The following is a 22,450-nucleotide window of genomic DNA, read 5'->3' as shown; positions in this document are numbered from 1 at the left end:
CTAGCTCTCTAGCTCTCTAGCTCTCTAGCTCTCTAGCTCTCTAGCTCTCTAGCTCTCTAGCTCTCTAGCTCTCTAGCTCTCTAGCTCTCTAGCTCTCTAGCTCTCTAGCTCTCTAGCTCTCTAGCTCTCTAGCTCTCTAGCTCTCACGATCAAAAAAGCCCAGCTACATAGCTGGGCTTTGAAAAACTTGAGTGTTTGCTATTAAAGGATAGCTAGCAGCTCAACTTCGAATACTAGAGCTGCGAAAGGAGGGATCGCTGCACCTGCACCACGCTCACCGTATGCTAGGTCTTGTGGAATGTATAGTTTCCACTTAGAACCTACAGGCATCATTTGTAGAGCTTCAACCCAACCAGCGATAACGCCAGTTACTGGGAACTCTGCTGGTTGACCGCGAGATACAGAGCTGTCGAATACAGTGCCGTCAGTTAGCTCACCGTGGTAGTGTACACGTACTTGCTTGTCAGAAGTTGGGATTTCACCAGTACCTTCAGTGATGATTTCGTACTGTAGGCCAGACTCAAGAACTGTTACTTCAGGACGTAGAGCGTTATCTTTTAGGAACGCTTCACCGTCAGCTGCAGCAGCTTTTGCCGCTTCAGCTTGAACCGCTTGAGCACGAGTGTGTAGCTCTTGTAGAGCGTTGTTGATTTCATCGATTTCGATAGCTGGCATGTCACCAGTTAGTGCAGTAGCGATACCTGCTGCGATGGCGTCAACGTTTAGACCTTCTAGGCCAGAACCTGCTAGTTGTTGGCCCATTTGTAGACCGATACCGTAGCTAGCTTTTTGCTCTACAGTTTCAAATTTAACTTCAGACATTATTGTCACTCTTATTTAATTAAATAAAGGCCAAAGGATAACAGTTCTTGAGGGGTGAATAAACCAAACCATGCTGATAGTGAGCTTGTTTTGCTCGTCGTGACACATAGCAAATGAACGCTATTTTATTGCTCGTTAAAATTGGTTTACTATTCAGGTCAGTAAACTCTATACAGTTGTAATTTCTATTTTTATACTGGTTAGAGGGAAGCAGAGGAAGAATAAATGAATCGCCGTCATAAGAAGAAGGTAAAAGTCGATCATCTCGCTCAGGCAAAAGAAAAGTTTGCTGCGATTGAGTGGAAGTCTAAGCTCGACCAAATAAAAGTATTTTGGTTTACCTTACCTAAACTTCATCGCCGAATTCTGTCCGTATTGATCCCCGTCGTTCTCGTTCTGCTCGTATTGCCTGCTCCTAATAAAGAGACAGTATCAACACCCAAACCATCTAATGAACGTGTTGCTATCTCTCTAAACAACCAAGGGCTAAGTGAGGTTGTCGACAATGAGAAGAAGTCAGAGTCAATGGCTGAAACTGGCTGGCAATCGTATACAGTGAAAAGTGGTGATACGTTAGCGAATGTATTTAGAGCAAATGAGCTACCGATGGCTGACCTAAACAAGCTAGTGACGATAGAAGGGCATGATAAACCGCTAAGCCGCATTAAACAGGGGCAGATTGTACGCTTCAAATTGTCGTCGAATGGTGAGCTTGATATTTTACAGTTAGAAAAAGCGGGAACATCAGTAATGTTCTTCCGACTTTCTGATGGCGGCTTCGGCCGCAGTAAGTAACAACTCAATATTTTGCATACGTACCGCTTACCCTCGCTTTAGTTTTCTCCAAGGCAGTAGCGGTACAATAATCATCACAATACCAATCCCTGTAAGCCAATCAGGCACTTCACTAAACCACATCACTCCAAACAAAGTAACAAAGAGTAATCCCGAGTTTTCAGCTACCGCTATATTTCCTGCAGGCGCTCTACGGTAGGCTGCAATAGCGAGACCGTTGTAACCGAGAATCAGTGCAGCGCTTCCTAAAATTAAAATCAAAGCTTCGCTACTCAGAGGTTGCCATGTTGCTAAAGCGAGCACACTAGCTACAGGAAGAGAGAGCAAGCTTGTCCAAAACAGAGTGCTGATGATGGGTTGTTCTGCAGGGAGCCTGCGAGCGGTCACATTGAACAGTGCGATTGTGGATGCTGTACCAAGGGCAAAGATCGCTGCCCAATGGAACTCAGAAGGTCTCAGTACTACCAATACACCGCAAAAACCAATGATTGAGGCAAACACTTTAGATAATGAAGGGGTCTCTTTGAGTAGCAAGATAGAAAGCGGAAGCATTAAAAGTGGTGCTGCATAAAATACAGCATTAGCGGTTGCCAAAGGCAGGTGAGTTATTGCTACAAGCATACAGCCACTTCCAATCAGCACAAGCTGTGCTCTTGCTATCGTTAGGCCTCTTGCTACTAGAGCTCGCTTTTCTTTACTTTGCTTGAACCAGAATGGCAGTAGAACGGCAGTAGAGAGTAGTTGGCGTATAAACACATACTGAAAGCTAGAAACCTCCCCATTTAATAGTTTTACAGCCACGTCTGACAACGAAGCAGCTAAGTTGCCAACAATGAGTAGTAAAATAGCGAAGGACTGTGCAGACACCAATATGCCTCTATTTCGTTAACTTCATATCGACGTGAGGAATATCATCTTCTAGATACATCCTAGAGGTTTGTACAAAGCCATGCTTAGCATAAAAAGGTGCAAGGTGTTCTTGAGCTCCAATCTCGATAGACTCTTTTGGCCATAGGCGGTCGCATTCGTTGATAGCTTGCTGAATTAACTTATGCCCTAAACCTCCACCTCGAGCTGATTGCTTTGTTGCGACTCGGCCGATACTCACGCTTGGGAAGCTGATACCTTGAGGGATCAGACGAGCACATGCGACCAGCTCATCGTTTTGGTAGCCAAGTAAATGTTGAACTCCCATCATTCTATCTTTGCCGTCAAGCTCTGGATAAGGACATGTTTGCTCTACAACGAATACATCAACCCTTAGCTTTAGTAACTCATAGAGTTCATGGTTAGTCAGTTGTTCAAATGGAATGGTTTTCCAGTTAATCATTTCTATCCCTATATCATTGACCAGATAAAAAAATGGCTAGGCACACTGCCTAGCCATTAATGTTAAGCTAATTAAGAGCTTACTTTGTTAGGTCGATTTGGTAAACACCGAAACCAACTTCGTCAGTTGCTACGCGCTTCATGTCGTACTGAGCTTTATCAGCAATGAACTGAGCAGCTTTATCTGTTGGTGCTGTTTCAAAACGAACGTCTAACTTCTTGTTTGTTTTGATTGGAGCGAAAGACCAGTTGTTGTCTGCTGTCGGAACAACCTGACCTTCCTCTTTACTCACTTTAGCGATGTAGTTTGCAAGTACTGTACGGTTTTCATCTGGAGCATCGAATGCGATGAAGTCAGCGCCAGTACCTGGGAACTTGTTGCTGTATGCACGGTAGTTGTTAGTCGCAATGATGAAGTCTTGCTTCATATCAACAGGCTTGCCTTGGAAGGTAAGGCCTACGATACGCTCAGAGCCTTCGTTGATAACTTTACAGTTACCATCGTACTTAGCTGGTTGAGTGACATCGATTTGGTAGTTAACACCATCGATTACGTCGAAGTTATAAGTACGGAAGTCATCCCAGTTGATTAGACCCTGAGGTGCTGTCGAGTTAACATCTACTTGCTTGAACTGGCCAGCAGAACACTCTAGCCACTCTTTCACTTCTTTACCTGTTACTTTAAGAGCAACCAGTGTATTCGGGTAAAGGTAAAGGTCAGCTGCGTTACGGAATGTTAGCTCACCCGCTTCTACTTCTGTGTAGCCTGCAGGGTCGTTCTTACGGCCGCCAGCTTTAAATGGTGCTGCCGCAGAAAGTACAGGGATACCATCTAGGTCAGGATCACCCTGAATGAATGTTTCTACGTAGTCTTTCTGTGCAAGGTTAACAATCTGAATTGTTGGGTCATCTTGCACTAGTGCTAGGTAGCTGTACATTACGTCACTTGCTTTACCGATAGGTTGGTTTACAAATGCACGAGTACCTTTGTGGTCTTCTTCTAGCGCTTTAACGATACCCGCATCCGCATCTGCTAGAGACTTTTTGTTTGCACTGTCGTAGATTGGACGCGCTTCAGACTCACCTTGTGCTACTTCCCATTTACCGTTTTTCTGAACCAGTGTTAGGTCGATTACACCTACGTGGCTACCCCAACGACCAGGCATTACAGACGCTACGCCGTTGATTGTGCCTTTTTCGTTGTCGATACCTTGTATGTTGTCGAAGCCCTTACCAGGGAATACTTGGTGAGAGTGACCGAATGCGATTGCGTCAATACCTTCAACTTCAGACAGGTAGTAGCTTGAGTTCTCTTCACCCTGCTTATAAGGATTTGTCGATACGCCTGAGTGAGGTACCGCTACGATCACTTCTGCACCTTCAGCTTTCATCTGAGGAACAAGCTTCTCTGCAGTTTCTTTGATGTCAGCAGCGGTTACTTTACCTTCTAGGTTTTTCTTATCCCAAACCATGATTTGTGGTGGAACAAAACCGATGTAACCCACTTTAACTTCGTGCTCTACACCCGCTGTATCTTGGAGCGTGTGAGTCTTGATGATGTATGGCTTGAAGTAGTGCTCTCCAGTCTCAGCATCAAATACGTTTGCACTGATGTATGGGAAGTCAGCGTCGTTGATCGACTCTGCTAGGAACTCTAGGCCGTAGTTGAATTCGTGGTTACCGATATTACCCGCATCGTAGTCTAGTTGGTTCATTGCTTTATATGCAGGGTGAACTTCACCAGCCTTGATGCCTTTGTCTGCCATGTAGTCACCCATAGGGCTACCTTGCAGCAAGTCACCGTTATCAACCAGTACGCTGTTAGTTACTTCAGCACGTGCTTCTTTAACTAGCGTTGCAGTACGAGCTAGGCCGATTTTTTGGCTTGGCTTATCTTTGTAGTAATCGTAATCCATTAGGTTTGTGTGGATATCTGTGGTTTCAACCACTCGTAGTTTGATTACTTCATCTGTGTCTGGAGTTGTAGTACAGCCAGATAGAGTCGCAAGGCCAAGGCCTGCCATTACCGCAATTGATAAAGGTTTCATTACCGATTTCATGAAGAGCTCCAATTAGGATGGACGAGATTTTGTTGCGTAATGTAACAAATTAGGATGTAAGCAAGATTATTTCTATCACGAATTTGTGATCTTCTGCTCTCTTGCTGAGCTAGATTCGGCGCCAAGTATAAGAATTTAGAATGTATCTGGCAAACAGAATGATGTTCATAAAATTCTTCTTATCTTATTAAGTAATAAAGAATGAAATTTTAGAATTTCAAGTAATAAGGTGGTCTGTTCATAATGCACTCAAGTTAGAGGTTAGCAGCGGCTCGACTCATACCGAGTTATGGTTGGAAGGAAGTTGTCTCACTTTTAAGAAGTGATGCATAACTAAGCTGGATTTCAACAAAAGTACTATTGCTGCATCGATAAACTTATGACCTTGGAATTAGGACCCAGCTCATTGTCGAGCTAAAAAGGAAGAAATGATGGACCAAGAAAGACTCACCCACCTAAAACAGCTTGAAGCTGAGAGTATTCATATCATTCGCGAGGTAGCTGCAGAGTTTGATAACCCTGTAATGATGTACTCCATAGGTAAAGACTCTTCAGTGATGCTGCATCTTGCTCGTAAAGCGTTTTATCCAGGCAAGATCCCTTTCCCGCTACTTCACGTGGACACTGATTGGAAATTCAAAGAAATGATTGAATTTCGCGATCGCACTGCGAAGAAGTATGGCTTCGATCTGTTAGTACACAAAAACCCTGAGGGCCTGGCGATGGGGTGTAGCCCATTTACCCACGGCTCTTCTAAGCATACCGACATTATGAAGACCCAAGGTCTTAAGCAAGCACTCAACAAATATGGCTTTGATGCGGCATTTGGTGGTGCTCGACGTGATGAAGAAAAATCACGTGCTAAAGAGCGAGTGTATTCATTCCGCGACAAGAACCATACCTGGGATCCAAAAAATCAACGGCCTGAGCTTTGGAAAACCTATAACGGTCAAGTTAATAAGGGTGAAAGCATTCGTGTGTTTCCATTATCGAACTGGACTGAGTTAGATATCTGGCAATACATCTACCTAGAGAGCATTGAAATTGTTCCTCTATATCTGGCTGATAAGCGCCCTGTGGTAGAGCGTGATGGCATGCTGATTATGGTTGATGACGACCGCATGGAAATCCAACAAGACGAGCAAGTTGAACACATTAACGTGCGCTTTAGAACACTAGGTTGCTACCCACTAACGGGGGCGATTGAGTCTGAGGCAACCACACTTCCTGAGATAATTGAAGAAATGCTCGTTGCCACATCAAGTGAGAGACAAGGGCGAGCGATCGATCACGATCAGTCAGGATCAATGGAACTTAAGAAACGTCAAGGTTACTTCTAAGGATAGAGACAAATGAATAGTGCAGTAGAAGCTCAGCTGGCAGAGCTGGGAATTGAAGGTTACCTGAACCAACACCAATATAAGTCGTTACTTCGTTTCTTAACGTGTGGTTCGGTAGATGATGGCAAGAGTACTCTAATTGGTCGCTTGCTCCATGATTCAAAACAGATTTATGAAGACCAATTAGCGGCTGTGCACTCTGATAGCCAAAAGGTGGGCACGACAGGTGAAAAGCCAGACTTAGCGTTATTGGTTGATGGCTTACAGGCTGAGCGCGAGCAAGGCATTACGATTGATGTTGCATACCGCTACTTTTCAACCCAGAAGCGTAAGTTCATCATTGCTGATACCCCGGGGCATGAGCAATATACACGCAACATGGCAACAGGCGCATCAACTTGTGACCTAGCGATCATCTTGATTGATGCGCGTAAAGGCGTACTTGATCAAACACGTCGCCACTCTTTCATCTCTGATTTATTAGGGATTAAGAATTTTGTTGTCGCGGTGAACAAAATGGATCTTGTTGATTACTCGCAAGAGCGTTTTGAAGAGATCCGTGATGAGTATTTGGCGTTTGCTAAAAAGTTAACTCAGGACATCAATATTCAGATCTTGCCGATTTCAGCGCTGGAAGGCGACAACGTTGTGGATAAAGGGCGAAACCTGGCTTGGCATCAAGGTGCACCACTACTTGAGTTGCTTGAAACAGTTGATATTGCGACTGCGAAAGAAGAGGGGGAGTTCCGTCTTCCGGTCCAGTATGTTAACCGTCCAGATCTGAACTTCCGTGGATTTGCTGGAACGATTGCGTCGGGCAAAATCTCGATTGGCGATGAGATTAAGGCTCTACCGTCCAACAAGTCATCTAAGGTTGCACGTATTGTAACTTTCGATGGAGACCTAACGACAGCTTATGCTGGCCAAGCAGTGACTCTGACATTGGAAGATGAAATTGATATCAGTCGTGGTGATCTGATTGTTCACCAAAAAGCCTCGATTGAATCATCTAACCATCTTATTGCCGATGTGGTTTGGATGACAGAAGCCCCTCTTGAAATCGGCCGTCAGTATGATGTGAAGATTGCGGGTAAGAAAACCGTTGGTCAGGTAGAAGCGTTTAGGTATCAATACGACATCAACTCCCTTGAGCAGTTTGAAACAGATAATTTACCGTTGAACGGTATTGGTTTATGTGAGTGGTCACTTACTGAATCGGTTGCGGTAGATACCTACCAAGACAGCTCAGATACGGGAGGTTTTATAATCATCGATAGATTGACCAATGTAACGGTTGGTGCTGGCTTGATTCGTCAAAGCTTAGATTTGGTAGAGCAACCAGTAGGGCAGTTCTCCGCATTTGAAGTTGAATTGAATGCACTGATTCGCAAGCACTTCCCACACTGGGATGCGAAAGATCTAAGCCAACTATTGAAATAAGAATGTAAGTAATCACTTACTATAGTGCATCAACCTTAGGGGCAAAAGTTGAGGTTGATGCACCTTAACTGGTAGGTGTGACAAGGGAAGCTCTATCATGTGGGAACAGGGATTTGTCCTAGCTGTTTTATTGGCAATCATTACCTGCTTATTAGTAACGAGGATTAAACCCAGCTTTATATTTGCTGGTGCGGCCTTTATCGCTTTTATTGCTGGATTGATTGAGCTTGATAGCATCGCTTCAAACTTCACCAACTCATCTTTGCTTACACTGGTGCTACTCATCTTGGCTTCTTCAGCGCTAGAGAAGACCTTACTCATCAGCTGGGTGAGTCGAAATATTTCTCAAGGAAGCTTAGGAAGTGTTGTCGCAAAGCTTGGTGTCTCTACGGCTTTACTCTCTTCGTTTACCAATAATACAGCCGTAGTGGTCTCTCTCATTGGGGCGATTAAACGTAATCAGCAACATGCCCCCTCTCGGTTATTGATCCCGCTTTCATATGCCGCAATCCTGGGCGGAACGTTAACCCTGATTGGTACTTCGACCAACCTTATTATCAATAGCTTTGTTGAAGATGCCGGTTTGCCTAGCCTGAGTTTCTTTTCTCCGACTGTGATTGGTTTAGCCGTGTTGGTGGGAGGTGTATTAATTTTAATTCCACTGAGCTATTTGCTTCCTAGTTATGACGAGCAGTCACAAGAAGAGCTACCCTATTTCCTTGAAGCTAAAGTTGAGCCAGGGTCACCACTCGTTGGGCGTAGTATCAGTGAAAACAACCTTCGAGATCTGAGAAAACTGTTTCTTGCGGAGGTGATTCGTGATGGTCAAAGTATGCCATCAGTTGACCCTAATTTTGTTCTCAAGGCTCGAGATCGTCTGCTTTTTTGCGGAGATGTTGAAAGTGTTGCCACTCTGCAAGAGATTCAAGGTTTGACGCTGTTTGGCCAACACCATCTGAATGGTCAGAATCTATTAGAAGTAGTGGTGAGTTCATCTGCTAGCTTCTGTGATACGACGCTAAAATCTAGTCGCTTTCGTGACCGCTTTGACGCTGTAGTCGTGGCGATCCGTCGTGGGCATGAGCGTTTAGAAGGTGGTTTAGGGAACATTAATCTCACCGCTGGTGATACTTTAGTTGTGGTGCCAGGTAAACGTTTTGAATCTGAGCGAGCAAAGCATCGCAGAGAATTTTTGCTTATCAATGACCTAGATTCAAGCGCTAAGCTAGATGCGAATAAATCAGCATTAGTGTTGTTCGGCTTTGCGGCTGTCATCGGTGCTGCATTACTTGACCTGATACCTATCATCAAAGGGCTTGCTGTATATCTGCTTGCTGTTATTGCGTTTGGTGTTGTTCAACTTAGTGAGCTTAGACGCCGCTTTCCCGTTGATATTGTTGTGATCGTAGGTTCAGCATTATCTATTGCGCAACTGATGATCTCTACTGGCCTATCTGAGCGTATGGGCGCCATGTTTATCGAGGCATTCAATGGTTGGGGAGTATATGGTGCGATAGTTGCGACTTATCTACTGACGTTGGTACTGACTGAGCTGGTCACTAATAATGCAGCCGCTGCGCTCTCCTTTCCGATTGGCTACAGTATGGCTGTGGGGTATGGGGTTGATCCTATGCCATTCATCATGGCTGTGTTGTTTGGTGCGAGCGCCAGCTTTATCTCGCCATACGGTTATCAAACTAACCTACTGGTATACAGCGTAGGTAACTACAAATTAAAAGATTATTTGCGAATCGGGGTGCCAATTTCTTTGGTCTATTCTGTGTTGGTATTAACGCTGATTCCCGTTTTTTTCCCTTACTAGTAAGACTCTAGATTTCGATAAGGAAAGTTAAGTATGTCTATTTCGACTGCATCAAAGGATGAGAACATCGTTTGGCATCAACATGCGATTAATAAAGAGTTTCGTGCCAATCTTAAGAAACAACGCCCTTCGGTATTGTGGTTCACTGGTCTTTCTGGCTCAGGTAAATCAACCGTTGCCGGTGCGTTGGAAAATCGTCTTGCAGAAATGGGGTATCACACTTACCTGTTAGATGGTGACAATGTACGCCATGGTTTGTGCTCCGACCTTGGTTTTTCTGAGTCGGACCGACGTGAGAATATTCGACGCATTGGAGAGCTTGCTAAGTTGATGGCAGATGCTGGGCTGATCGTCCTTTCCGCCTTTATTTCACCGCATCGTAGTGAACGACAGATGGTGAGAGACCTTCTCCCTCAAGATGAGTTTCTCGAGGTATTTGTGAATACTCCATTGGACGTGTGTGAGCAGCGTGACCCGAAAGGTTTGTATAAGAAGGCGAGAGCTGGTGAGATTAAAAATTTTACTGGAATTGATTCTGCATACGAGGAACCTCTGAAGCCAGAGATAGACCTTCCTGCAGGGGATAAAAGCGTTGAACAGCTGGTGGAGTTATGTGTTGAAGAGCTCAAGGCAAAGGGAATTATTAGCTAATTCCCTCAGTGATTCTGAACTACACAGTGTGATGAACACTGGATTTCACTTCTTCCTGTAGAGTGAACTTCTGACTGAGTAGCGCAACAAGCTGATCGTAATATTGCATGTTTGGCTTGTTGCCCAGCAGTTTACATAACTCGTTTCCCGCAGGACTAAAACGATAGTAGAGTAGGCGACAACCCTTGCCCATAGGCTGCAGAGATACTGGTTTACCTTGATATGTGAGTGTGAGAGCTGGATCAAAGTCAATCTCTCCCGATTCCAGTTCAGTACCTAAGATGATACCAAGCTCGATAAGCAGTAACAGGCTTGAATAGGGTAGGTGGTAGTTTCCTAGGTTCAGTGTGTTAGAGCTATTGCGGCGACCAAAGCTAAAGATACCCTGCGGAGTTTTATAGCCTAGTAATAGCTTTTTACTGTTATCCGCACCAAAACTACACGCGAGTGATGCTGCCCTTTGTAAGCTTTGGGCTTCCTTTGGGGTCATATCTTTAAGGAGTTTGAGGGCTTTATTAGATGTAGAGCCTGGATTGGTGACTTCAAGTTTAAGGACCTGAGCCCAAAGCTTTTGCATTGAGGAGTTATGAATATCCTGCGCCATATCGAAAAACCGGTATAGCCAATCTTGGTCGGGCTCTCCAGCAGTTTCATCCTTGCAAGCGTCATGGGCAAATTTTAGGATCTTCTCGAGATTTCTCTGTTTTTGCTCACGGAGTTTGCGTTCACGAACGATGGCGCGGTCAAGCAAACTTTTTTCGGGTTTATCCTTTTGTAGTTCCGCATCGAGTCCGTAGGTGTTGGCAATAGACTTCACCTGGCTTGCACTATCTTTGATGTAGTGAGTCTTCTTTTCTGACTGATTTTGTGAAGAGGATTCGCCTTGATGTTCGATAGTTACAGGTTGGCTTGCTTTCATTTGCTCTGCCGTCATGAGTTTTCCTACTGGATTCGATATCGATAACTTTAAGTATTATCGGCGCAAATAACCGTGTCTTTAGTGAGATTTGTTTTAGTTATTCGATCTTGATTTATAAATTTACTGGGAAGGATGATAACAAATTGTTAAAATAGAGCGAGATCTCTATAAGGGCAAGGGAATGAGCTTGTATAAAGAAACAAAAGCAAAGAAATGGCTATCCATCTCTTTGCTTCTGAGTATTTACTTAGGTGTGATGTTGCTACTCGCTAAGTATATCGTGTGATTAATCTTCGTAATCTTGAACAGCGATGCCTTCGATAAGGTAGCCTGTTTCTGCTAATTCGTGGCTAATCACCTCTGTCTTCAACGTTCCCACAACGTAAACTACATCCCAAAGCTGCTGAATCGGCGCACCTTCTTCAAATTTCACGTAAATGATCTGGTTTGGTGGTGGTGGTGGTACATGAATACAAGCACCAAAGTACGGTACCAACAAGAACTCAGTAACGATGTTTTCATCACCTTCCAGTGGAATAACGAATCCAGGAATCTTAACCTGACTGCCGTTGAGTTCTTCACGCACATTTCCAACTAAAGATTGTTGTGCTTGTCCGCCTGAGTGATCGGTGATTGGCATTCCGATGTCATCAAATTGCTTGCGCTCCTCATCAGGGATAAGGTCGATCCAGTCGAGTGTTAGAACGTCTTCACTGGCTTGGATCACTGGTGTGAACAGTACAAAGAAAAGGCTTAAAAAAGCAAGCCAGCGAAAGCTTTTAAATTTTGCAGTCATAGTTTGAATCATCATTTACTTTATATACGTATGGTCATGCCATCAGACAGAGATTGTCGGTAAGCACGAATTGCAGGGACAGCTCCGATGATTATACCTGCTAATTGTACTAAGCCGAGAAGTTTCCATTCATATGCGGTTAGAGTCACGAGTTCGATATTAATTCCATAGTATGACTGAATTATTGGGGCCGCGATGGCAAGCACTCCATACAAGAATGCGACACCTAACAGGATCCCCGCAAGAGTAAGACCACTTGCTTCACTGATCAACAGTGCAAATATATGTCTTGGCCTTGCTCCCATGGCACGTAGAATCGCCATCTCACGCCGTCTCTCTTGCAAGCTAGTGAGAAGGCTACTCAGCATGCCGAGCAGTCCGGCTACAACCACAAAGATTGATACCGCCATCAGCGCTTGCTCGGCGACTGACATCATTCCCCACAATTCATGTAGCGCAATGCCAGGCAAGATTGCGCTCAACGGTTCACTACGATAAGTGTTTATCTGGCGCTGCAGTGAGAAGGTTTGGATTTTAGAGTTCAGGCCAAGCATGAAAGCAGTTATTTGCTGAGGCTTAAACTGTGTTTTCATTAGTGTCTCAGCATCGGGGTTGTGACCCAAATTAGCTCCGCTTTCCCAGCCGACATGAATCGCCTCAATCGCTTCAAGTGATACATGAGCACTTTTATCGACAGGAGTACCAGTGGGCGCCAGTATACCAACAACTTTAAACGGTAGGTTGTCATGGCGACTAAAGCCGACATCACTAATTCCGTGCGCGATAATTATTTTACTGCCGATCTCGTATCCGAGTTTTTTTGCCACTTCACTGCCAATAACAGTTTCAAAAAGCCCATCAAATTGCTCACCTTGTGCAAACGTCAATGGTTGTTTCTTACCGTACTTATAGTGCTCAAAGTAGCTACCATTGGTGCCGATGACTCGGAATCCTTTGTGTGAATCTCCAAGTGAAATAGGGATAGCCCATTTTACTGAACGATGTTGGCTGAACTCTTCAAAGCTCTTCCAATCGATGTTATTGGTGGCGTTACCGATGCGGAAAACAGAGTAGAGCAACAGGTTTACTTGACCGGAGCGAGCCCCTACGATTAGGTCCGTGCCAGAAATAGTGTTCGCAAAGCTACTTTTTGCTTGGGTTCGAATACGCTCGACACCGAGTAGTAATACGACTGAGATTGCAACTGTTAAGATGGTCAGTATCGCAGTCATCTTACGGTTGGTTAAACTCTTCCATGCTAAACGAGCAATAGCCATTAGCTTTTTCTCCCAGCTTGATTTATGTCCATCAGGTTGATTGAACGCTTAAATAGCGGCTCTAACGTTGGGTCATGGCTGACAAATACCAGTGTAGACTCGGCCTTTTGCGCTTCTTCCATCAGGAGTTCAATGAAGACTTTGCGGTTGTCATGATCTAGAGCCGAGGTTGGCTCATCAGCAATGATCAGCTCTGGCATACCGATCAGTGCGCGTGCTGCTGCCACTCTTTGTTGCTGACCAATACTCAGCTCAATAACGGGTTGCTCAAAGAGTTCACTGGGTAGCTTTAATGAAGAAAGCAACTCTCTTGCCTTATCTTGCATAGGTGCTGGCGTGTTTGACTCTCTGTATTTAGAGAATTGGCAAGGTAACAAAACGTTATCGATAACTGAAAGATAAGGAAGCAGGTTAAATTGCTGAAAGATATAACCGATGTGATCGGCTCTAAATCGATCTCGCTTGCTTGCTTTTAGGTGACTCAAATTTTGTCCAAGGATAGAAATCTTACCCGATTGGGCCTGATTGATACCGGTAAGTAGACCTAAAAGCGTGGATTTTCCACAGCCACTAGGGCCTTTAATGAAAGTATGCTGTCCTTGAACAATCGTGAGTTCATCGATTTGAATAGTGGGTGCCTTCTTTGCGTCCCAATGAAACACGACATCTTTTAGTTGAATGATATCTTGCACAATGTTTCCAGTCTAATGTGGTGAGAACCAATGAAAGAGCTACCAACATAGATTGTTGGCAGCTCTGTTCAATTAGAACTTGATAGAAGTGTTGTTCTTGTTCAACTCAGCAGCCGTTTGAACGGTATCTGTTAATACGTTCGCATGAATGCTCTCTGTTGTTGGGAACTTAGCGAACCACTGAGTATCGATTTGAGTTAGCTTAGAAGCATCGCCACATTCGAAGTGGTACTCGGCAGTAAACTCGCCATGCGAACCCTCGTGGTCATGATGATCATGTTCATCGTGGTCGTGACCTTTGTGGTCGTCTTGATGATCGTGTTCGTCGTGGTCATGACCTTTGTGGTCATCATGATGGTCGTGTTCATCATGGCCGTGATCTTTGTGGTCATCATGGTGTTCATGTTCGTCATGGTCGTGGCCTTTATGGTCATCATGATGATCATGCTCGTCGTGTTCGCCTGCCATCAGCGTTGTTGAGCTGCTTGCGTGCTCAAGCTTACAGTTTGCTTCTGCATTGAAAGCCAGTAGAGAGTTGGCATCTTTTAATGCCGCTAGCGCATCTTCAACAGCGTGATGTTGTTCGTCAGTTTTGGGTGCGTGCTCAAATCCAACGACGTCAGCGCCAGGTGCTGTAATCTCAACTAAGATCTCATTGCCGTCTTGAGCTAGGTTCAATTCAACCTCACCGTGCACGTGTGCGTCATGTTGGCGGAATTCATCTGCAGCCATAGCAAGGGAAGAAGAGCCAGCAACAAGCATGGCAATAGCGGTCATTTTAGTCATCAGTTTCATGGTGTATTCCTCAAAAATGGTTTAATTAAATAGTAGTCTAATTGATTGAAATTGAAGAATAAGGAGGGGCTCTTGCAAAACGGTGTCGCAATGCTGGAACAGGCGTTTTTTCAACAATCTGCGGGGCATCAATGACGCTTTGAACAATAAAGCTAGGGGATAAATCAGAACTGGTTGAAACCGCTTGGTTTGCTGCTAAATAGAGCTCACAGTGGTGGTCATGTTCGTGGTGGTCCAGATCGTAGGGATGCGCAGATGCCGCAAAGCTAAGCCATAGAGCGAGCAAAGAGGTGAGTACTGCGAGTATCGGTGTTCTCATTTCGACCAACCATGAAAAAAGGTGACTGTTATAATATAACAATCACCCCTGGATACAACATAAAACCGATAGGTTAGCTTGCTAATTACCTAGATTTTACAATATATGACGCGTTAAAGGCTCGCACTTATCATTTCGATGACTTGTTTGATTTCGCTATCGTTTAGGCTTCCTTCCTTTACGAATAATACTTTTCCTTGTTTATCTAGAACAATAATAGCTGAGCTCTCTTCTTGTAGGCCCCATGTGTTGGCAACGGCACCTTCTTCATCCAGAACCATAGACGACCAAGGGAACTCTTCTTTGCTGCTCTCTGCTGAAGATTTTACAAAGCCACCTGTTCCCCAAAGCGCATCATCTTGGTTTATGACCGTCGTAGTTTGATATTGTTCCTCAGGAAATTTTGCAGCGGTGATTGCACTCATTAGTGGCGCATTCATCTCTTTAGAGCTGCTGCGGCCTGCGATGGCTTGAATTACGCGTACTTTTCCGAGCATTTTTTCTGAACTCCAAAAGACATAAGCCGTGTCGCCTTGATCGATCACAATCTCACCATGACTCGGCACATCGACCTTAGGTACGGTATTACCCACCGTTAAATTGTGAGCAAGAAGAGGAGCCGAAGCGAGAGTAAGAGCGAGAGTAAGGAGAGACTTTTGTATACGCATTGTGTAACCCATAGTGTTTGGTTTAATTATTACCGAGAAATTATAATACGTAACTCGCTGAAATGTCAGAAAAAGCATTTTTTTAACAGAAATGTTGCGTAAATGTGATTTACATTGGTATAGCGCTCTGTATAATTATCTGCATCGGTTAGTGATAGGACTCACTAGCTACGCTCTAGGAAGGAGCGTATTTGTTTACCGCAAAAGGATATTGAGGTTGTATATGCTGCGCGAATTCACAATGTATCGTCCCAAGCAAGTGGCACGATTTGTTAAAACCCTGTTTAAAGGGACGTTCACTATCCAAGGTATTGGTGAATTTCAATTCGACAATGGTAAAGTGCTTTTACCTGAAGTGTCTGATAAACAAAAACTTTCTATTTTTAAAGAAGTGAACGTAGTGATAGCGGCGATGTAATCACCGCTATCGTTAGATGCTCACTTTTGTCTAACTGCTCAAGTCTGGAAAGCAAACCCCTGTTCCCCCAAGGCCACAATAGCCTTGGGGATTTTTTGCTAGGTACTGCTGGTGATAGGCCTCGGCAAAGTAGTAGGTTTGCTGAAGCTGTATCTCTGTAGTGATTTGTTGAGCTACACCGTTACCTAATGCCGATTGATACTCTTGTTTAGATTGCTCGACGATGCTTAGTTGTTCCTCATTGAGCGGATAGATGACCGAGCGATACTGGGTGCCGACGTCATTGCCTTGTTTCATTCCTTGCGTTGGATCGTGATTCTCCCAAAACGATCTCAGTAGTTTTTCAAGCGATATAATCGCCGGGTCGTAAATGACTCTGACGACTTCGCTATGACCTGTTTTCCCTGTGCATACTTCTTCGTAGCTTGGATTCGGGGTGTAACCACCTGCATAGCCAACGGATGTTGAAACAACCCCATCAAGTTTCCAAAACAAGCGTTCTGCCCCCCAAAAGCATCCCATACCAAGGAGAATTTCTTGGCAACCATTCTGTGGCTTTGCGGTCAAATCAGTATGATTGACGAAATGAGCCTCGGTGACTGTCATAGGGGTATCACGACCAAGCAGTGCATCGTCAGCTGAAATTAAGGTTGTTTTATCAAACATTGATGAATCCTTTCTGATTGTTCTTATTCAAGAAAGAGTGCCTAAACAGCAAAGACTTTACAACTCTTTAACGGTATCATTTGCCACAGTCCTGCTCTGCATTTTTACGCCATGGAAAGCGCTTAATATCAACTTATGATTATAAGAAGAACATTCACTCTGATCGTGGCTGGTTCATTACTGTTGCCAACTCTTTCAGCCCAAGCTAAAACCTCTCTTGATATTGAGGGACTCGACGGAGCACTTGAAGACAACGTCGAAGTCTATATCAACGCTATCTCAGAAGATGAATACTCCACGTCTTTGCGTTTCCAGTCCCGCCTTCGCTCAACCATTAATGAAGCACTCAATGCTCTGGGTTATTACCATCCAGAGATCTCGTTTGAAGTCTCTGAAGGTGAAGACGAATTAGTTGTGAACGTCAACCCTGGCGAGCCTGTGAGGATCAATGAGATTGATGTTCAATTAATAGGAGGGGCAAAGGAGGATGAATCTTTCGCGAGTTTGATCGAACGTTCACTTTTAAAGACAGGGGAGCCGATCAATCACAGCCTTTATGATGGTTTAAAGTCATCTTTGCGTAACTTAGGTTTACAGCGGGGTTATTTTGAAGCGGCTTATGATTTATCACGTTTGGAAATTATCCCTGAAACCAATCAAGCGAACATTCGCCTACACTACAACAGTGGCCCTCGATATCATTTTGGTGCAACGTCGATTACAGGTAGCCAGATTGATGAAGAACGAGTTGATTCATTACAACCCTATGATGAGGGTGATGCATACCTAGTGTCTAAAGTTGGTGAACACAACCAGAACCTCTCCAATACAGATTGGTTCTCTTCTGTACTTGTTGAGCCTGATCTATCCTCTCTCGGTAACGGAAATACTGTGGTACCGATGAGGGTTTCTTTGGCACCTCAAGCGAGAAACCAACTTGAGACAGGTCTAGGTGTTTCAACCGATGTGGGTGTAAGAGGTTCGCTTAAGTGGAAGAAACCATGGATAAACAGTGCTGGTCACAGCTTTAACAGCAGTCTATCGATTTCTAAGCCTGAACAGTCAATCACCGCAAGCTATAAGATTCCACTCGAAGATGTGCTGCGTGATTACTATCAAGTTCAATATGGTATGAAGAATGTTGATAACTTAGATACCAAGAGCTTAGAGTCAAATTTAGCGCTAGAAAGACATTGGGAGCTAGACTCTGGTTGGCACCGTACTATTTTTATCCGTTATCTTATCGAGAACTATGAGCAAGGCATTCAGGATGAAGTCGGTCAGATGGTGATGCCAGGTATTAGTTTCTCAAAAACACGAACTCGTGGCACCACGATGCCAATGTGGGGAGATAAGAAAAGCATTACCGTTGAAGTGGGTAGTGAGGACTCATGGTCTGAAACCAATGTCGTGCGTGTACTCGGGAGCACGGCTTGGATCCGCGGTATAGGGAACAATCACCGAGGCATCTTTAAGCTCGATGCGGGGGCAAACTTTGTCGGCGATTTTACTCGACTACCTCCCTCACTGCGTTTCTTTGCGGGTGGTGACAATAGTATCCGTGGTTACAGTTATGAATCGATCTCCCCACGCGATGAAAGTGGCGCGCGCTCTGGTGGTCAATATTTAGCGACCAGTACTCTCGAGTATCAATATCGAGTCTATGGAAATTGGTGGGGAGCTGTTTTCTATGATTACGGTGATGCTTTTAATGAAACGCCTGAATGGAAGAGCGGTACTGGTGTGGGTGTTCGCTGGGCATCTCCAGTCGGCCCTGTTGCCCTCGATTTTGCCTTTGGTCTGGATGAAGAAAAAGGTGACCAGTTCCAATTCCACTTTTCTTTAGGTCCTGAATTATGAGTATCAGTCGTAAATTACTCAAAGGTTGCAAATGGATGACGATCAGCTTATTTATGCTGGTGGTTATTCTATTGGTTAGTATCGGTCTACTGCTTTTTACCAACCCGGGCCTTAAAGGTGCGCTCTGGGTGGCGGAAAAGTTTGTCCCACAGTTGAAAGTTGCGGAAGCTGAGGGTGCGATATTCCCTCAATTCACCCTTAGCGGAGTAGAGTTCGTTGATGAGAGCTTGTACATCACAACTAAGGTTGAATCTGCCACTCTAGGGGTGACTCCTTCCTGCTTTACAACACCAGCGGTCTGTGTTGATACCGTGCAGTTATTTGGCGTGGATGTGGTGCTCTCTGATATCGAGACGAGTGGCGAAGAGACGTCAGTGGAACCGAGCAAACCAAGCTTGATTGCACTACCTGTTTCTATTTCGCTGAACCAGCTTATCGCACAGAAAATTAACCTCGATATTCTCGGGCATAAAATCTCTTGGCAAAGCTTTGAATCAGGAGCGTCTTGGAGTGGTTCTCAGCTTTCATTAAGCCAAACCACCTTTGATGGATTGCAGGTTGAACTTGCTCCGAGTAGTGGTGACGAAGCTGCTGTATCTAACTCTGAGCCGGAGCCAGAATCATCGACCGATCAGATGATTACGCTTCCAGATGTTTATATCCCTTTACTGATCGATATAGAGCGCTTTGATCTTACCCAGTTTAATTATGTCGCTGAGTCACCTATTAAGGTGGATCGCTTATCTCTTGAGGGTAGCGCTGGTGAGTACGATGTTGATGTGCGTTTACTTGAGCTAGAAATGCCACAAGTGGATGGACAACTGTCTGCTCAAATCGAGCTGAAGGGAGATTATCCGTTAAACCTCAATACCAGTGCGACCATCAAAGAGAGCGATCTCCGCGGGCAATATGTTGAGCTTTCAGCACAAGGTAGTGTTGGTAAATTAGAGCTTGATTTGTTGCTTGATAAATTGATTAAGGGTGAACTTACTGGTGAGATTCAACCACTGGATCCTACATTTCCATTTGATCTCGCAGCTAAAGATTTCAGGGCTCAATGGCCGTTGACAGGAAAGAGCGACTATCAAACCGAAATTGCAATATTGAACGCAAATGGCAACCTTGATGGCTACCGAGTCGATCTAGCTGCAAAAGCCGGGGGGACGCAGATTCCAGATATCGATTTAGCTGTGAAAGGAGAGGGCACACTTGAACAGATTGATTTGAGTGAGTTAGTGCTTAAAACACTAGGCGGTGAAGTAACTGGCCAAATCATGGCAAATTGGGCCGAGCCGATTAACTGGCAGGCTGACATCGATCTGAGTCATATCCAGCCCGGTTTGCAATGGCAAGAAGCGGAAGGTGATATCAGTGGGCAACTGAAAACCCGTGGCCAATTGACCCCACAAGGCGGTTGGAGAGTTGAGCCAACGCAGGTGGATATCACAGGTATATTCCGCGAGTACCCTATCGATATTGAAGGTGATTTGACCGCGCAAGATATTGCAGGCAAAGGTGAGTTTGAGTTTGATACCTCTGGGTTAACGGTTGCGCATGGAGTGAATAAGCTCTTTGCGCAAGGTCGTTTACAGCAAAACTGGGATCTAGGTTTATCGCTCGATTTACCCGACCTTTCGTTGAGTGTGCCTGATGCGAAAGGGCGCGTGAATGGTCAAATTTCGTTAGCCGGTAAGTTTAACGAGCCAGAAGTGAAGTTGGACTTGCAGGCAGGCGAGTTGGCATGGCAAGAATTAGTGGCATTGAGCTCTCTGTCTATAAAGGGTGAAGCTGTACCGCTTCCTGTTGCTAACGTTGACCTTGTAGTGCAAGCAACGAATATTAAGGCACAGGGTGAGACCATCGATAGCGTTGATCTCAGTCTCAAAGGCCAAGAGTCACAACATCAACTGTCGCTAGATGTCGCTTCAAAGATTATCTCAACCCAGATCCGAGTATCGGGTAATCTTGATCGTTCAAAAGGTATTGTATGGGATGGTGAGCTCGACAGAGCTGAGATCACTACAGAACAAGGTCCGTGGACGCTGGAACAGGCCGTTGCGATCAAATACGACAGCAACACCCAGCAAGTTGATGTCGCTAAACACTGCTGGGAACAGCAAAATGCGCATTTGTGCTTGATTAAAGATCTTCAAGCGGGTGAGTCTGGGGAAGCCTATGTCGATATTCGCAATTTTGAGTTTAGCCAAATTGCGAAATATGTTCCTCAGGTTCTAGATCTGCAAGGCTCGGTTACCGCAAGCACTTGGGCGAAGTGGTCACCTGAAGCAAAACCGGAAGCAAAGGTGAGTATTCGCCTACCTAAAGGACGTGTTGTCCAACAAAGTGATACCCCTGTGACTCTAGGTTGGGAGCAGGCTGCGGTGAATGCTTCATTACTCGCTGGTGATGTGAAAGCTGATTGGTTAATTGATATTGTTGATAATGGTGATGTTTCAGGTGAGCTATCTATTCCTGATATCCAGGGTAATGCTCCCCAAATTGATGCGCGTTTAGCTCTCTCTACTTTTAATATTGATTTCATTCAGCCCCTACTTGGTGAATACAGCAATGCAGCACTTGAGTTGGAAACTGACTTGAGATTATCGGGTCCGCTGATGCACCCTCAAGTTCGTGGTCAATTGAGCATAGCTGATTTGAGCGTTGAGGGGGATATTGCACCTGTTGAAATTAAAGATGGTTCGGTATTTGTAGAGTTCAAAGGATATCAAGCCGACCTCAATGCAACCATTGATACCCCTGATGGACAGCTCAAAGTGTCCGGTGATGCCGATTGGCAAGACCTTGACGATTGGAGTACCAATGCAAGGGTATTTGCTGATGAGTTAAAGGTGGTGGTTCCACCTATGGTTGATGTGATTGTGAAGCCAGATATGACGTTTTCTATGACACCAAAATTGGCGAGAGTCGATGGTGATATCAAGCTACCTTGGGGGCGAATCCTTGTTGAAGAGCTTCCAGCAAGTGCAATCAGTGTTTCGAAAGATCAAGTGCTGTTAGATAAAGACCTTAAGCCTTTAAATGAAGATCAACCTTTGCCGATTAGCATTCAAACCAACATCAATATCTCTATTGGTGACGATTTTGAATTGCGTGCTCTTGGGCTGAATAGTGACTTGGTGGGTAATCTTAAGGTGAGCCAACGCGACCAAGGGCCTTATATCGTTGGTGAGGTTAATCTTGTCGATGGTACATACCGATCCTTTGGCCAAGACCTGATCATTAATGAAGGTAAGATCTTAATGAATGGCCCAGTTGATGAACCATACGTAGCGATTGAAGCGATCCGAAACCCAGATAACACCCAAGATGATGTGACAGCCGGTGTGAGGGTATCAGGGCCAGCCAGTGAGCCTGAAGTGACGATTTTCTCCGATCCGGCTATGCCACAAGCAAATGCTCTGTCTTACTTGCTCCGTGGTCAGGATATCGATGGGGAATCGGGCGGTAATGCCATGACGACAACCTTGATAGGTTTGAGCTTAGCTCGCAGTGGGCAAGTGGTTGGTGATATTGGTGAGGCTTTTGGAGTGCAAGATCTGCAACTTGATACTGCGGGTACAGGGGATGATTCTCAGGTGACCGTGAGTGGTTACATACTTCCAGGTCTACAAGTGAAATATGGTGTGGGTATCTTTGATTCGGTTGGTGAGTTCACCGTACGTTATCGATTAATGAAAGATCTCTATATCGAAGCGATTTCCGGCTTAGATAGCGCGGTTGATCTATTATATCAATTTGAATTCAATTAACGGCTGACGCC

20 protein-coding genes are annotated in these 22,450 nt (G+C 44.8%); 8 read left to right on the top strand and 12 right to left on the bottom strand.

What is annotated here, in order from left to right; all coding sequences use genetic code 11:
* Positions 1–201: 201 nt before the first annotated feature.
* Entirely contained in the window at positions 202–822 is a 621-nt protein-coding gene (locus tag DPF91_RS17985) for a BamJ family beta-barrel-assembly machinery protein (protein ID WP_117235824.1), read from the bottom strand.
* A gap of 225 nt (positions 823–1,047) precedes the next feature.
* Here DPF91_RS17985 and DPF91_RS17980 point away from each other — a divergent pair, with 225 nt between their 5' ends.
* Positions 1,048–1,617 carry a LysM-like peptidoglycan-binding domain-containing protein gene (locus DPF91_RS17980; protein WP_117235823.1) on the top strand — a complete coding sequence of 190 codons (570 nt, stop codon included), beginning with the start codon at positions 1,048–1,050 and terminating at the stop codon, positions 1,615–1,617.
* A gap of 27 nt (positions 1,618–1,644) precedes the next feature.
* Here the strand turns inward: DPF91_RS17980 and DPF91_RS17975 are convergent, their stop codons facing one another.
* From DPF91_RS17975 to cpdB, 3 genes are all read right to left on the bottom strand, one after another.
* Positions 1,645–2,484 (bottom strand): DMT family transporter, encoded by an 840-nt coding sequence (locus DPF91_RS17975; RefSeq protein ID WP_117235822.1) that lies wholly within the window; start codon positions 2,482–2,484, stop codon positions 1,645–1,647.
* A gap of 10 nt (positions 2,485–2,494) precedes the next feature.
* Entirely contained in the window at positions 2,495–2,947 is a 453-nt protein-coding gene (locus DPF91_RS17970) for a GNAT family N-acetyltransferase (protein ID WP_117235821.1), read from the bottom strand.
* A 79-nt stretch (positions 2,948–3,026) separates the two neighbouring features.
* Complete coding sequence (cpdB, locus tag DPF91_RS17965; protein WP_117235820.1) at positions 3,027–5,006, bottom strand: 2',3'-cyclic-nucleotide 2'-phosphodiesterase; 1,980 nt, start codon at positions 5,004–5,006, stop codon at positions 3,027–3,029.
* 428 nt (positions 5,007–5,434) lie between these two features.
* On the opposite strand from cpdB, the gene cysD reads away from it, so the two are divergent.
* The 4 genes from cysD to cysC all read left to right on the top strand — a co-directional run bounded on the left by cysD (position 5,435) and on the right by cysC (position 10,259).
* Positions 5,435–6,346 (top strand): sulfate adenylyltransferase subunit CysD, encoded by a 912-nt coding sequence (gene cysD, locus DPF91_RS17960; protein WP_277392959.1) that lies wholly within the window; start codon positions 5,435–5,437, stop codon positions 6,344–6,346.
* 12 nt (positions 6,347–6,358) lie between these two features.
* Positions 6,359–7,786 (top strand): sulfate adenylyltransferase subunit CysN, encoded by a 1,428-nt coding sequence (gene cysN / locus DPF91_RS17955; protein ID WP_117235818.1) that lies wholly within the window; start codon positions 6,359–6,361, stop codon positions 7,784–7,786.
* Between the two features lie 97 nt (positions 7,787–7,883).
* Positions 7,884–9,608 carry an SLC13 family permease gene (locus tag DPF91_RS17950; protein WP_117235817.1) on the top strand — a complete coding sequence of 575 codons (1,725 nt, stop codon included), beginning with the start codon at positions 7,884–7,886 and terminating at the stop codon, positions 9,606–9,608.
* A gap of 33 nt (positions 9,609–9,641) precedes the next feature.
* On the top strand, positions 9,642–10,259 hold the full coding sequence (cysC, locus tag DPF91_RS17945; protein ID WP_117235816.1) for an adenylyl-sulfate kinase: 618 nt from the start codon (positions 9,642–9,644) through the stop codon (positions 10,257–10,259).
* A gap of 19 nt (positions 10,260–10,278) precedes the next feature.
* On the opposite strand, the gene DPF91_RS17940 is transcribed toward cysC, so the two are convergent.
* The 7 genes from DPF91_RS17940 to DPF91_RS17910 all read right to left on the bottom strand — a co-directional run bounded on the left by DPF91_RS17940 (position 10,279) and on the right by DPF91_RS17910 (position 15,725).
* Positions 10,279–11,178 carry a TIGR03899 family protein gene (locus DPF91_RS17940; protein WP_117235833.1) on the bottom strand — a complete coding sequence of 300 codons (900 nt, stop codon included), beginning with the start codon at positions 11,176–11,178 and terminating at the stop codon, positions 10,279–10,281.
* A 286-nt stretch (positions 11,179–11,464) separates the two neighbouring features.
* Positions 11,465–11,974, bottom strand: coding sequence for a DUF3299 domain-containing protein (locus tag DPF91_RS17935; protein ID WP_117235832.1), 510 nt, complete (start codon positions 11,972–11,974; stop codon positions 11,465–11,467).
* A 20-nt stretch (positions 11,975–11,994) separates the two neighbouring features.
* Entirely contained in the window at positions 11,995–13,251 is a 1,257-nt protein-coding gene (locus tag DPF91_RS17930) for an ABC transporter permease (RefSeq protein ID WP_117235815.1), read from the bottom strand.
* Complete coding sequence (locus DPF91_RS17925) at positions 13,251–13,943, bottom strand: ABC transporter ATP-binding protein (RefSeq protein ID WP_241033853.1); 693 nt, start codon at positions 13,941–13,943, stop codon at positions 13,251–13,253. The genes DPF91_RS17930 and DPF91_RS17925 overlap by 1 nt, the downstream gene beginning before the upstream one ends.
* A 72-nt stretch (positions 13,944–14,015) precedes the next feature.
* Positions 14,016–14,729: a zinc uptake protein ZrgA gene (gene zrgA, locus DPF91_RS17920; protein WP_117235830.1), complete on the bottom strand. Its 714-nt coding sequence runs from the start codon at positions 14,727–14,729 to the stop codon at positions 14,016–14,018.
* A 46-nt stretch (positions 14,730–14,775) separates the two neighbouring features.
* Positions 14,776–15,057: a DUF2607 family protein gene (locus DPF91_RS17915; RefSeq protein ID WP_117235814.1), complete on the bottom strand. Its 282-nt coding sequence runs from the start codon at positions 15,055–15,057 to the stop codon at positions 14,776–14,778.
* 113 nt (positions 15,058–15,170) lie between these two features.
* Positions 15,171–15,725, bottom strand: a complete 555-nt coding sequence (locus DPF91_RS17910) for a YtfJ family protein (protein ID WP_117235813.1) — start codon at positions 15,723–15,725, stop codon at positions 15,171–15,173.
* Between the two features lie 223 nt (positions 15,726–15,948).
* On the opposite strand from DPF91_RS17910, the gene DPF91_RS17905 reads away from it, so the two are divergent.
* Positions 15,949–16,143, top strand: coding sequence for a DUF1107 family protein (locus DPF91_RS17905; protein WP_117235812.1), 195 nt, complete (start codon positions 15,949–15,951; stop codon positions 16,141–16,143).
* A 30-nt stretch (positions 16,144–16,173) separates the two neighbouring features.
* On the opposite strand, the gene msrA is transcribed toward DPF91_RS17905, so the two are convergent.
* Entirely contained in the window at positions 16,174–16,809 is a 636-nt protein-coding gene (gene msrA, locus DPF91_RS17900) for a peptide-methionine (S)-S-oxide reductase MsrA (RefSeq protein WP_117235811.1), read from the bottom strand.
* 138 nt (positions 16,810–16,947) lie between these two features.
* Here msrA and tamA point away from each other — a divergent pair, with 138 nt between their 5' ends.
* Together tamA and tamB are read left to right on the top strand one after the other, a co-directional pair.
* Complete coding sequence (gene tamA / locus DPF91_RS17895) at positions 16,948–18,669, top strand: autotransporter assembly complex protein TamA (RefSeq protein WP_117235829.1); 1,722 nt, start codon at positions 16,948–16,950, stop codon at positions 18,667–18,669.
* Positions 18,666–22,439: an autotransporter assembly complex protein TamB gene (gene tamB / locus DPF91_RS17890; RefSeq protein WP_117235810.1), complete on the top strand. Its 3,774-nt coding sequence runs from the start codon at positions 18,666–18,668 to the stop codon at positions 22,437–22,439. The genes tamA and tamB overlap by 4 nt, the downstream gene beginning before the upstream one ends.
* Positions 22,440–22,450 lie beyond the last annotated feature (11 nt).

The organism is Vibrio maerlii, assembly GCF_003415655.1.
GTDB lineage: Bacteria > Pseudomonadota > Gammaproteobacteria > Enterobacterales > Vibrionaceae > Vibrio > Vibrio maerlii.
The sequence above is the reverse complement of the archived record's forward strand: the minus strand, read 5'-3'. Positions and strand labels throughout refer to the sequence as shown.